Source organism: Alkalihalobacillus sp. NPDC127517 (assembly GCF_050276055.1).
GTDB lineage: Bacteria > Bacillota > Bacilli > Bacillales > Bacillaceae_D > Alkalicoccobacillus.
This window is the reverse complement of the sequence record NZ_JBNNQX010000021.1, coordinates 1-12,348: the sequence shown is the minus strand read 5'-3', so window position 1 is coordinate 12,348 and position 12,348 is coordinate 1. Positions and strand designations below refer to the sequence as shown.

Genomic DNA, 12,348 nt, shown 5'->3' with positions numbered 1-12,348 from the left:
CCATTTGTCCTTACCACGCCTACGTTTTCCCTCTCCTGTGTACTCTCACCACAACTAAAATATCCCTACACTATCTCTACTCCATTGCCCTCTACATTCCCATCACCTAACTTACGTACTTCCACTTGTTCAACCACTTGTCTTGGCTTATCAAATTGTCCCTCACGCTCTAGTCTAATCAGTTCCACCTTAACATCCTCTGTCAATGGACTACGTTCTAGGATAGTCTCAAGACTAATACCACCAACGCTCTTTAACGTTGCAATGTTATCTATAATTTCTTTTTCGTTTTGTGGTCTAGCATGTCTAAACTGTACGTCCAAGCTATCGAATTCCTCATCCGTAAATGTGATACCCTTCATTGCAAGCATACGTCTTTGCTTATCGAACCGCTCATAGAAAGCTTTACGCATATTCATTTCTGAACGACCGGCTTTCATATCAGCAAGTGTATACATCATCTTGATACTTACTTCCGCTAAGTTAGCAGCACCGCCACCTTGGTTCATACTAATGCTTGGTGTATTTGTAACGTCTAATAAAGCTTTTGTAAGGATCTCATATATAGCTTTCAAGCTACTATAATCAAGCGTTGTCGTTAAGTTGTATACCTTTGTTTCATCCGATACATGTAGCACCTTACCAACAATATCCTCATTAATCTTCTTCTTACTAAACACCATGTCACCAGCGATAACCTTAATTGGATCATGCGTCTTATGGAACGTATCAGCAAACTTACTTGTGATTTCTTCCATAACGTCAATGATTGGTACAAAGTCGTTGACCATAGAACGTCCTAATTTTGATACGTCTTGACCAGTACTAATAAAGGTAGGTAGTCCAGTAATACTATACTTTGTATCCATGTGTTGTAGCTTTCCACCCTTACTCCCACCTATGAAAGTATAAACAAATTCCCCATCATAAAAAATATAATAGCTTTTTCGTGCATTCTTCCAGTGTTCAATAAAGGCAATCATCGTACCAAAATCATTAAAGATAGGATAAGAATGAATAGCTTTAATTCGTCTAGACTTGATATTTCTGTTCTCATCCATGTATCCATATTCAAATGCATAGTCATGTTGGGACATACTATCTCCCAATTCATAAGTCGTTTGATAGAAACTACCTCGACTATCCACTCCTTCATAAATTTCTTTTACTCTATCCCAACCAGTAAATTGATATTTATTTTGTAATAAATACGAGGTGTGATAATTACAAATAGTCTTTCCATGTTGCAATATCACTTTCTTAGGCTCGTACCATTCACCCTTATATTCTTCTACTGGCTTGTTTAAAATTTGGTGTTGTCCCTCTAGATATTCCTCAATTTCTAACGCATGTTCAATTCTATTTGTATGCTCTACGGACTTTACTTCATTTAATAACCAATTATGATCGCTTTGTCTACCATGTCTATCCTCTACGTATTGCTGTAAATTTTGCATTAACTATCTCCTTTAACGTCAAATAAGCCCATGATTAATATTCATCATCGGTCATAATGTCTACATAATAATTACCTGTCTTAAATCCTACATTGGCCAATGCTGAAGCAATAACCAAGTCATCTTTATTCTTACGTCCTTTTTTGTTACCAGTACTGCCATTCTCTCTATGTATAAAGATTTGCATTTGTTGCAAGGTTTCAACGTCATTTACCTTTAATAAATCCTCATCCCATTGCTCTTTAAAGTCACTTATCATTCTAGACTTAGTGGTTGCCGTAGTTGTCTGACCTACTTTTGATTTAGACTTACGACCGCCATTCCATCTTTTTTCTTTATATAAGTTAGGGTAATCAATGTCTTCGTCAGTAAGATATTGAAGTACCGCTTGACCATATGTATTACTCTCTACAACCATGAAAGCATAGTTATAAAATTCACCTAGTTTATTAATGATCTTGGCAAACTTTTTAGGATTTTGTCTATTGCTTTTAAAGACGGCCACTTGCTCTCCTTCTTCGTCATAAATGGCAATCGCTGAGTCGTCTCCACCATAACCGGCAGCTACGTCACAACCACCAAACATATAAACATGAGGCTCAGGCATCTTGTAAATAAACAATGATTTTTCTACATGCTTTACCAAGCTTTCAAATGAATCCACAAACGGCTTATTAGGATTGTTTAATATCCATTCCCTTACCTCTTGCTTGGTCATGTACTTAGAAACATGCCTCATATCGTCAATAATCTTTTCTTGGTCAAATACTGTGTCACCATCTTTAGATATAAAAGAACTTTGCCAAGATGAAGGAAACTCTTGTTCAAATACCTTTTCATTCATGTCCTTTAACTTGTAGCGTCTCCATACAAGCTGCGTTAAAGAAGCTCCGTCCTCGAAAAGCCTTAATTCATGCTTAGTTAAATCCTCTTTGGTAAGCATCTTTCCATGATTATTAATGTGATCCTCTACCGCTTCTTCATAGTCTGCAGCGTATAGTTGTTCATACCCTTTAGCGTAAAACGGGAAAAAGAATAGCTTATATTTACTGAACTCCGTACCTTTTGAAGCTTTGCTTACCATGTCATAAAAATGATTCATTCCATTACTTGTTGACTCAATAACAATTTTACTGGTGTTTGATTTTGCAAGAGCTTGCTCAACCCCAACTAGTATCCGTTCTTGATCGGAATAAAAAGCAAACTCCGATAAAAGTACAATTTCATATGTTGCACCTCGACCAAGATCCTTATTACCAGCAACGGCTAGTCTAATACGTGAACCGTTATCAAATGAAAGCTCATCACGATTATCAATAACTGTTTTAGGAACTAAATTTGGGAACCTTTTTCTATGCTTGTCCATGCTATTGTTCATGGTTTTTAACTTAGCCCATAGTTCATTAGCGGATTCTTCACTATGCGATACTATGAGGTAGTTGGTATTGTCCTTTGTTAAAGCGGACATTAGCATAAATCCCTTAATGGCAACCGATATACCTAGCTGTCGTGCTTTAGATATGATATTGAATTTTCCTAGGTTTTCGAGTAGGTATCTTTGCTCCACATGTAGCTTGAAAGGCACAAGATTAAAGCTGTTATCGGCCAAGGAAATAAAGTTAAATATGTATAGATATATACTTGTCATTATTTCTTGCATTTTTTTAGGTAGTTTACTTATATCCACTAACTACACCTCTATTCTGTTGTGAAACCTGCGTATTCATCTTCAGGCTCTTTCTTTGTTTCACCATATGCTTTTTTAGCATCCACGCTATATTCTTTTATCTTGTGCGATACTTGTAGCAAGCTTTTTACCGCTTTATCGTCACCCTCTTTAGCTTTTTCAAGCAACGTATCATACACGTCTTTTAAGTCACTTACCATTTGTGATTCAGTATAAATGGCTAAAAGTTTTTGATATTCCTCGGTGCGTTCCCATTCTTTAAGACCGGATAAGGTTTTAGACGTGGCCACTCTATTTAAAAATTCTTCATCACTTTGAGGTCTCTTTTCCTCGTAGTAATAGCAATTATTCCTATACTTAAACCAACTTGCTTTTTGGTCTGATAGCTTACCTAATAAGGATTTTATGTCCATTATTTAATCCAACTTTCTTATTTTTATATTTGCTTGACGGTAAATAGCAAACTACATACAAATAAGAAGCCATGCACCGTCAAGCAAATAATGGCCTCTTATTAAATAGGTAGCTGATTAAGCTCATCTATGCGATCTTGATATTTTTTTATATTCTCTTGGCTTATTTTGCTCTTACCACTTTCATATTGCGATAATGCTGAAGCTGAAATTCCAATATACTTGGCCAAGTCATTGAGTGAAATCCTATTGGCTTTTCTTCTAATAACATACGTTTGTTTTTCGCTCATTTTTATTCCCTTTCCACTTAATTATTTAAGTAAGATATGCTAAAAAAAATAGGAGAGCCGTAGCCCTCCCAATTATTTATTACTCACCAGTAGCAGGTGCTTCGATCTTGAATGTAGCAGCCGCTTTACGGTTAAGTAACTTAACGCCCATTTGAGTTTCCATGAAGAATGAATCTAAAGAACCTTTTTTACCAAGGTAAGATCCTTTCAAACCATAAAGGACTGGTAGTGTAACAAACTCATCATTCAGAACCAGTAAATCGTCACGATTCATACCCGGCACGTCAACAAAAGTAACGTCACCATACGCAGTTGAGTAACGATCGATTGTGTATCCGTACATTTTATCTGCTGTTAAATGGCGAACTTTAGACTCGTCAAACTTATCAATAATGTTTTTGACATGAGCACTACAGAACACTTGCATATTGTAGTTCACACCAGCTTCATAAAGAGCCAATAATGTTTGATCGAAAGTTTCAGCAGTTAATTGACCAGTGAATTGGTGCGTTGGGTCAACTTGATTAAAGATACCATTAGTCTCACGCTTACCTTGTGCAAAACGTTTATTTCCGTAAAGAAGCTTTTTCTCTGCTAGACGTTTAATAGACGATGCTTTTTTAGCTACCTCTCTTGCCATTTCATCTTGAATTCCAACTCCTACAGATTCCTGACGAGTAGTAGAAACCGAAGCCGTTGCTGAAAAGATTTCTAAGTGGTTATCAATTTCTTTTGGAGAGTCTTTAACAAAGTCTGGTGCGTCTCCACCTTCAGCAATTGTTTCTGCAGCATCAGAAAGTTCTTCCTCGATCCAATATACTTTTGGTGAAGTAGCTTTCTCTTGTTTAGTAAGTAGGAAGTTTAAAAATTTTGTACGTTCAGGGTTCAGATCAATGATTTGTTGGTGCATATCGATATTTTGGTGAGTTGTATAATCTTGAGTTGATAAAAATGACATAGTATAAATCATCCTATTCTTTAATTAGTTTTTTTTGTTTTTAATGCTTGCTAAATTATTACTTACTTTCTGTTGCCGAATAAAACACCTTTAAATAAACCTGCTGCATCGCCTTTTTCTTTAGCAATAGAATAAGCGTCACCCTCTGAGCCAGTGCCAGTAGGTTTGTAACTGTTATCCATTTTTCGTTCATTCAACACTTTTTCAAGTGCCGTGAACGTATCCTCTAAATTTTCTGCGTCAACCTTAATAAGATCCGCAAAGTCTGACATCCCTCTTTTCTCAAACTCAAAAGCAATCTTTTGGTCTTGAAACTCTTTCATTTCTGTTTCAAGCTTAAGTTCTGCTTCCGTTTTCTCTTTTGGCTTTTCATTAAGTAACTGGTCACGTTCCTGAGTTAATGTCTCAAGTTGTGATTTCAGCCCCTCAATTTCAGCTTTATATGTAGCGGTTTCCTCCCCATCAACTACAGGTTCATCGGAAACTTTCTTTTCTTCCTTTTTAGCGGCAACAAGACTCTCACCAGTGCCACTTTCCTTCTTTTCGGGTGCTTGTGTGGAGGTCTGTGTTGCAACGACTTCCGTTTGCTCGGGTGTTTCTACTTTTGTTTGTTCTACTGTCATGTAAACATCTCCTTAATTTAATAAAATATGGTTTTTAAAGGCATAAAAAATAAGCCTATTGGCTTCGTTTTGGTTGCACTAAGTCTGAGATTATAATGTTCTCCCTATTAATATCGCTATCTACCATTCGGTATGCAGCTACAGCAAATGTATAATAATCATTGGCCGTTAAATTATTAAAGGTATAGCTACGCATATCAGGGTTGGCATTATAATAATTTTCATCTCTTCTAGTCCCTTGAATCTGATAAGGCTCATCACTTTTACTTTGTCTTATGTAAACAAAAAATCCATCGATATTAGTTTCATCAATGGTTCGATCTTTTGTATATATCCATGAAAATCTTATGTTAACTGTACCATTGGGATTGTCTGTCTTTTGAATTGATTCAAAATTAGGAAGTAGTGTGGGGGCTTTTACTGGAGTAGCTATGCGGTTATTTCGTTTTGAAAAATCGTTGGCCACTTTTGTATAATCGATTTTGCGAATATTGTAATCTGTATTTTGTTTTTGAACCGTGTAGATTATATCCGCAAATCTATCATAATTATCTTCTGCACCGTCATTTATATTAATTGAGAACGTGCCTTGTTTGTAATCTTGGTCGTAAGACATGACAACTGATGTAATTTCAGTATGAAGACTGTCGTGCTTTAATCTTATCCGGTGACCTACATCAAATCTTTTCCAATTATGCTGTTCAGTCTTTATTATTGGAAAGTTAGCTGCTTCAAGATTCACATTGACTTTAGGTAAATTCCGCTTTCTTAATTCCTTGAAAGTACCCTCATACAAGTCTGTTTCGTCAATGTATGTATCATCAGACCACTCGCCTTCTTGTATGTAATCATACAATTCAATTATTAAATCTTCGCCAATATTATTCTCTAAGCTAAATTGAGAATTAAGAGTGGCAATCTCTTCGTTTAATAGCTTTCCCTCTTTTTCAAGATCAATAATCACAGTCTTTTGATTCTTAACCTTCGCCAACTTTTCTCTATAATCTTTCTTTAATTGTTCTAAATCCCACTCTTGAGCACCATCATTGTATAAATCAATTAAATCTTGCGCTATTTGTAGATCACTTTCTAAAGACGAAAGTTTAATTTCTTCGTTTCTTCGTTTATCTTGATTTATCCTCTTTTTATCTAAAAGATCTCTAAATTTGTTTTGATTGTCACTTACAAATTTATTATAATCAAGAATCTCATGGCACAATTCATCAGACATATAATTACTGCGAGAAATAACATTTCTATTTTCATCACGCTTAAAAGGGTGTAAGAAGTAAGAAAAGTCATCAATATAAGGTTTTCCAGTTGGGTTTACAGAATGAAATTGCAAGCCCTCCGAACCTCTGCCGTACATTCTTGTTACTATATCGTCTAAGCTTTTACTATCAGTCATACTGTATAAATAATTATTTTCCGAAATAGTCAAATTGGTATCAACGACCAACTCTTCTTCATCATAGAAATGAATTAGATTGTTAATTCCGTCAAATTGAACTATGGCTTCAAATGCATCGGCTATCTGATAAATGAAATCTAATTTATAGGTGGAGGAAATATCAAACTGTCTCCTCTTATGGTTAAACTTTTCGCTTATATGTCCAATTTTAAAAGGTGTATTTTTCACAACATCAGCCATTACTTCCTCAATTGATACAGATTGAACTTTATAATTGTCTACTCTATGATAAGAAAGAATATATTCAACTGTTTTGGCGGTTATTGAATACAATTCACCATTATCACCTGAACTCTTTTGAATATCCGTTATTACAAACATGTACTCTTTCTCGGCACGAGAAAAGCGTATTCTATATTTCTCTCTTAATAAATGTACATACGGTGCTTTTACCTGTTTTCTAAAAAAGTTTGAATACATTGCAGGAAGCTCAATTTGTATTTCTGATACAGACTTAAATTTTAAACTAGTTCTTACAGATATAACATGAGGGCTTAAATTAGAGACTACGTCTCTATTTGGTTTACAAAGTTTCAAATCAACTTCTGGAACATCGAGTGGTAGAGAATGATAATGATAAATTGTTTACACCTCCTGTCAATAACCAAGCTTTACACCTTTGTTTTTAGCGATATTAAAAACCTGATTCATGAATTGCTCTGCGTCGTTTTTACTGCCGCCTTGAATAATGATGTTGCCAAATTTGAAAGTTGAGTTGTTATTAGTCGTAGATGGGGAGTTAAAATCTTTACCAGCAAACTTGTTCATCATTTCTGTTAACTTAGGATGGATAAGCTTATTTAATTTTATTGTTTCTAAAAGGTTTTTGGTATCAGCTTTAGGGAATATCGCTTCTCCCTCATGTGCTTCAACTATTCTGCCCTCGCTACCCCACATTGGTAATATTCCACCCTTTTTAAAGCTCGCCATTTTTACAGGTTTGCTATCTTTGAGGTATTGTTGAGCACTTTTCAAAGCATCTTCAGCATTATTTCTTTGAGCAGTTGGAATAGATTTATTAGCAACGATAGCTTTATAAAATGATTCAAGATCCTTGATAATAGCTTTATTAGAGCCATTTAACATTTGCTGTCGCATTTCATTAAACTTACGTTCGTCATTGAGAATATCATCGTATTTATTGTTGATTTCGTCTTTCTGTTCATTTAAGGCATCTTTACGAAGCTCACGAGTACGATCCGTTTGCATGTCCTCGATAGACATATTCTGTTCTTCTAGTTGCTTCTTTAAGTCCTCAACTTGTTTCTGAGTACCCATTGAGTCATCAAGTGAAAGTTTAGCGATATCATCCATAATTTCTTGACGCTTATCGTATTCTTTCTGCAAACGTTTATTGTAATCCTCATCAGAAGCCTCTTTATCGATAGCTGAAATTAAGTCGTCAATAACCTTAATACCAGCGTCACGTGTAGTTTCAAGAGCCTTTTTATATGTATCTACAATGTCCTCAATGTGCCTCTTTCTTAAATCCTGAAGCTCTTTTTCTTTTTGATAATACTCGGAAGTGAATTGATTTAGATTCCCATTTAATATCTCTTTCTGTGAAGCATTAAGATTTTTATTGTTCTTAATCTGCTCTTTAAGATATTTAATTGCGTCCTCATCGTGCTGCTTTTCTTCTCTCAAAAGATTTTCTTTTTTAAGTTGTAGAGCAATCCACTTTTCAGTATTTTCAATTTCGCCATTAATTTCAACCTCTAGGCGGTCAAATTGGTTTTGAAGTTGTTCTTTCCTACGTGTGAATTGACGTAAATTAGCTTCAATTACCGCAAATGCAGCCTCATTCAATTGCTGTTGAATTTGCGACATTGCTATATTACGTTGAACAAGTAAATCCTCTAGTTCGGATTTTTGAGCATCGGTTAAACTCTTATTCTTGCGAATTTCACCATATATATAGTCAATTGCCTCTTTTTCGTATTTAGCCTGTTCCTCAATTATTTTTTCACGTTCGGCTTGTAGCTTTATCCAATCTTCCGAGCTATCGTAGGTTTCTGATTGCTCTAAGTCAATCTCGGCTAAACGTTGCTCGGTTTGTTCCTTCTTACGGTCAAATTCAGCAACCTTAGAATTAATTATCTCTAAATTTAATTCTTTAATTCTTTGGTCAAAATCTATTAACGATTGCTCTAACTGAACAATTTCATTTTGAGCATTGTCTTTATATTGAGCTTGGTTGGCTGCAACTACTGACGCTGAGTCTCCCGACCCTGCAGATATTGCGCCTGATTTGATCTGACCAACCACACCTTGAGGATTGAGGGTGTTTCCTAGTTGTCCATTTTTACGGATTTCATAATGTAAGTGAGGCCCCGTGCTACGTCCAGTATTACCAGTCGTACCCACTAAGTCACCAACACCAACACGTTGACCTTTTTTAACATCTACTCTGTCCAAATGTCCATAAACGTGTACATCGCCTTTTGAATCTTTAACAGCTACAGCATTACCGTAATCGTTGTATCCACTACCTTTTGTCCCCATCCCAGCAAAGACAACTTCACCAGCTACAGGAGTGCCGAGAGGCGTTCCAATAGAGGCACGTAAATCCATTCCTTGGTGTAGGTTCTTACGGAAGCTCTCTTGTGCATTGTATTGAGATGTAATATCTCCATCCCAACCAGCAATTTTACCGCCACCACCACTGGAAGACGTTGTTCCAGTTCCTGAATATGCAGCAGTTATCTTTTTAACATAGTTAGTAGTCTCTTTGTTGGTTGGCATTTTATTGTTGTTATTAAGAATACGAGTGGGGCCATAATTATAAGCTGCCAAGCCAAGCTCTAAGTTTCCATTGAAGGTATCAAGCATTTCTTTTAAATACTTAGTACCGGCGTAGATATTATCTTGAGGGTCATAAGGACTCTTTAATCCCATTGCTTTACCAGTCTTAGGCATTAACTGCATTAAACCTTGTGCGCCCGCTCCTGATTTTGCATTTGGATTAAATGATGATTCCGCTTGAATAACAGCAGCGATTAAGTTAGGATCAACGCCATGACGTTGTGCTGCGTTATTAATTTCCGTTGCATATTTACCGTTGTATGTACCCGATCCGCTACCTGAAGAATTACCTCCACCACTAGTAAAAGTTTGCATACCAGTTTGAGCGTAATTTCCAGTCTTAATTTGAGTATTAAGATTGTCAATTTGGTCACTGGTCGCTTTCTTTTGATCGTTCATAAGGTCAATTTCTTTTTGGATTGAATCACGATATTTTTTAGAATGACGAGCGTAGTCGGATTTTAATCTATTTAATTTCGATTGCTCTAAATTGAAACGAGCCATTTTATTACGGTATTCGTCCGTAAGATAAATAGCCTCTTTAGTTTCTTTATTTGCTCCCTCTTGCGCCTCGGTTTGCTTTTCGATTTCTGAGCCAACTGTTTGCAAGCTAGACGTTGTAATTCCAGCCATTGCTTCCAACTCGGCCATTTCCGAAGCAAAGTCTCTTAATCCTTTAACACCCTCACTATAAGCCTTTACTCTTTCTTGTGCTTGTTGCTGATGTTCAGGAGGCATATAATCGGCAAATTGAGCAGCTTTAACACGATCGTCTTCAAGTTTAGCCAGTTCCTCATGGGCTTCAGCTACAGTTTGTATAGCTTTAACTTCTATTCCATAAGATTTAAGCTTTTCTTTATTAGTCCTTTGACGATTTATTAAGGATTGCTTTTCAGCCTCAATAATATCCTCATAGGCTTTCATGTTAGCTTTTCTTAATAACTCAATGCCTTGTTCATTTATTTTTACTTGGCCGTTTTCTTCCTTCATATGCTTAACTAATCCAGGAATTTCCTTAGAAAGATTAGCGGCAGCCGTTGCGGAAATATTTTTTCCAGCAGCTAAATCGTCAAGTAAGCCGTTAAGACTAGACATAACAGGAGTGAGTTCATCGTACTTTTCAAGCACTCTATCAAGAGCGGTAACTTGCTTTTCTCCTGCTTCACCGGCATAGTCTAGTTGGTCTCCAAGCTCTTCCATTTCCTCGCCAAGTTCGCCAGTTGGTGGGATAGCTTTATATGTACCAGCAATCATTTGATCGATCGTATCTACTTGCTCATTAATAGAATCAATTAGTTGCTCTGATTCTTGCTTACGTTGAGCGGCAGAGGCAAAATCAGCAATATCTTTTTCTGCAGACAACTCTACATACTGCTTTTTGATTTGCTCTAATTCATAAACTTCATTTTGGAGTCCTTGAATGTCTATCATATCAGGGGTCTCCGCTTTTCTTGCTTTATCTAGACTCTTTAATATTTCCTCTATTTCATCATCAATTGTCTTAGATACATTGGCGATACCGTTTTTATCGAAGCGTTTTTCGATTTCACCAAGCTTATTAAAAGTTTCTTCGGTTTTCCGATCGAACTTATCATACTCGTTCTGTGCTTCGGCTAAATCTCCAATAGCTGCAACTCTAGAAGCGTTAGCGACTAACCTAGCTGATTCTAACTCGGCATCAGTCATTGCTTTTAAGCTTTCTACATAGCGATTCGTAGCATCAGCATTAAGCTCCATTTGCTCCCCATACTTACCAGTACTGTCTACTAGTTGTGGATTAATCGCATGGATTGCCTTCAATGTTTCCTCTAATTCGCCTTGTGTTTCTTTTGATTTATCTCCGCTTGCTATAAGTTCATCATGCTTCTTTTTAAGACGTTCAACCTCATCACTAGTACCTTTATAAGACTGAGCATTTTGAATAAACGCTTCAGAATTTGCTTTTGCAGCATTGGCAGTCCCTAACAGACTTGATGTAATAAGTTGAATTCCAATTAATCCAGCACCTAGCCAGCCCAAGCTCACCTTCGCAAAAGTTCCAGCTTTCCCCACAGTGTTGAGCGTAACAGCCAACAAATTACCAGCCTTGACTAAGCCATAAACGCCTACAGCAGCTAGTGGTAAAATTAGATTGAGTCCGTTCGTCATTTCCGTGATATCGGCCATCCCATTAACGGTATTAGCAAACATATCAACTAAAAGAATCATGACCTTTAGTAATCCTGACTCTCCAATAACGTATGACAACCTCTCGAATGCTGCGACCGCTTGAGAAATTTTGAATTCTAATCCTTCTTGGAATAGCTCTAATTCTTTCTCAGCCGACCCATAACTACTTACAGAAGTCTCTACATTTTGCATAACTTTATCGTAGTTATTAAAGAGACTGAGCATCGAATTTATGTGATATTTGCCCGCCATTTGCTCTGCTAATTGAGATCTCTGTAAATTATTTAAAGAGTCCCATTTAACTGCAATGTCGTCCCAAACATCCATTGTATTACGGATATCACCACTTGCAGTATAAGCAGATATGCCTAATTGCTCTAACTGAGAAGTAACTCCATCCATTTTTTGTCTGGCAAAAATTGTCTTTAAACTGTTGCCGATCTGTGCTCCGCCACGTTTTGTCACTTCTTCGAGC

General features: G+C 36.5%; 8 protein-coding genes. All 8 read right to left on the bottom strand.

Translation table 11 applies throughout. The features are described from left to right. Positions 1–65 precede the first annotated feature (65 nt). The 8 genes from ACQKKO_RS19690 to ACQKKO_RS19655 all read right to left on the bottom strand — a co-directional run bounded on the left by ACQKKO_RS19690 (position 66) and on the right by ACQKKO_RS19655 (position 12,338). Positions 66–1,457, bottom strand: coding sequence for a phage portal protein (locus ACQKKO_RS19690; protein WP_359698834.1), 1,392 nt, complete (start codon positions 1,455–1,457; stop codon positions 66–68). A gap of 34 nt (positions 1,458–1,491) precedes the next feature. Next, positions 1,492–3,144: a terminase large subunit domain-containing protein gene (locus ACQKKO_RS19685; RefSeq protein WP_359698837.1), complete on the bottom strand. Its 1,653-nt coding sequence runs from the start codon at positions 3,142–3,144 to the stop codon at positions 1,492–1,494. A gap of 11 nt (positions 3,145–3,155) precedes the next feature. After that, on the bottom strand, positions 3,156–3,557 hold the full coding sequence (locus ACQKKO_RS19680; RefSeq protein WP_359698840.1) for a hypothetical protein: 402 nt from the start codon (positions 3,555–3,557) through the stop codon (positions 3,156–3,158). 101 nt (positions 3,558–3,658) lie between these two features. Continuing rightward, on the bottom strand, positions 3,659–3,847 hold the full coding sequence (locus tag ACQKKO_RS19675; protein ID WP_359698843.1) for a helix-turn-helix domain-containing protein: 189 nt from the start codon (positions 3,845–3,847) through the stop codon (positions 3,659–3,661). 79 nt (positions 3,848–3,926) lie between these two features. Further along, positions 3,927–4,805 (bottom strand): SU10 major capsid protein, encoded by an 879-nt coding sequence (locus tag ACQKKO_RS19670; RefSeq protein ID WP_359698846.1) that lies wholly within the window; start codon positions 4,803–4,805, stop codon positions 3,927–3,929. 62 nt (positions 4,806–4,867) lie between these two features. Beyond that, entirely contained in the window at positions 4,868–5,428 is a 561-nt protein-coding gene (locus ACQKKO_RS19665; RefSeq protein ID WP_359698849.1) for a hypothetical protein, read from the bottom strand. A gap of 55 nt (positions 5,429–5,483) precedes the next feature. Further along, positions 5,484–7,436, bottom strand: coding sequence for a DUF7359 domain-containing protein (locus ACQKKO_RS19660; RefSeq protein WP_435835723.1), 1,953 nt, complete (start codon positions 7,434–7,436; stop codon positions 5,484–5,486). A gap of 60 nt (positions 7,437–7,496) precedes the next feature. Next, positions 7,497–12,338 (bottom strand): transglycosylase SLT domain-containing protein, encoded by a 4,842-nt coding sequence (locus ACQKKO_RS19655; RefSeq protein WP_498650204.1) that lies wholly within the window; start codon positions 12,336–12,338, stop codon positions 7,497–7,499. Between the last annotated feature and the right edge of the window lie 10 nt (positions 12,339–12,348).